This is a genomic window from Oleiphilus sp. HI0067, from assembly GCF_001635735.1.
Genome location: NZ_LWFI01000076.1, coordinates 1 through 1,131, shown reverse-complemented (window position 1 = coordinate 1,131; position 1,131 = coordinate 1). Strand labels below are relative to the sequence as shown.

Annotated in this window: 1 protein-coding gene and 1 pseudogene; both read left to right on the top strand. The window is 45.7% G+C overall.

Translation table 11 applies throughout. The annotated features are described in order from the left end of the window. A pseudogene (locus tag A3739_RS29120) lies at window positions 1-241 on the top strand (peptidoglycan-binding protein); the annotation flags it as partial. Window positions 242-254: 13 nt separating this feature from the next. Next, window positions 255-1,131: CHASE2 domain-containing protein (locus tag A3739_RS01220; RefSeq protein ID WP_156502227.1), on the top strand; the 877-nt coding region annotated here is incomplete at its 3' end.

Genomic DNA, 1,131 nt, shown 5'->3' with positions numbered 1-1,131 from the left:
CGACCAAGTGGGAATTTTCTGGCACACCGTAGACAACGCCCAAGGCTATGTATTACAAATATCAGACGATAAAGAGTTCAGAAGATTATTAAAAGAAGAAACGCTTAGTAAAACACGTGCGTTCCTCAAGCTACCAGAAGGCAAGCATTTTTATGCCCGTGTAAAAGGCTTAGGCGACGAAATATTTAGTTCAGAGTTTGGCCCACATAAAGATATTTTGTTAGAGCCTACTCCTCAATAAATACAATAGAACTATGGCAAGCAAGCCTATAAACGATCCACATCCTTACGAGCAGCACATTCTCACTTTGGCGCTTATTTTAGTGAGCGCGCTGCTTGTATATAGCCACGTAGCAAAGCGTCTAGACCTCCTCACTTATGATGCATTTACGCATGCAGCAACGGTGGATCCAGACCCTAATACCGTTATTATTTCGATTGATGAGAAAAGTCTTAGTAGCATTGGCCAATGGCCTTGGCGAAGAGCTATTCACGCACAACTTGTTGATAAGCTGAGATATTATCAAGCCTCACTCATCGTATTTGATGTATTGTTTTCAGAGTATGACACGCAACACCCAGCGGATGACTTTCTTCTCGCTGAGGCAATAGCAGATGCAGGAAATGTTCTGTTACCTCTACATGTTCACCCCCTCGCCTATGACAAGCCGCTTTCAGAAATTCTACCTATTCCAGAATTAGCCAACGCCGCACTTGGCTTAGGGCACGTCCATGTTGAGCTCGATGAGGATGGTCTGACTCGCGGAATATTTCTCAACACAGGTGTCGGAGATGCATACTGGCCTGCGATGTCTATGGCCATGGCGGTCGAAACCAATCCCATGGTTCAATATTTACAAGAGATTCGCCAACAGACGCGTGTCCCATATGTGGCAGTCAACGCAGAATACCGCCTTATTCCGTTTGCAGGACCTCGCGGCACTTACCCGACTTACAGTTATGTTGACGTGATGTCGAATAAGATACCGGCCGAGACATTCCGCAACAAAACAATTCTTATTGGGGCAACTGCGGCTGGCTTAGGTGATATTATCCCCACGCCCTTTTCTCATATGAATAGCCCTATGTCGGGCGTTGAAATTCACGCGAACGCCTACTCTGCAATCATCA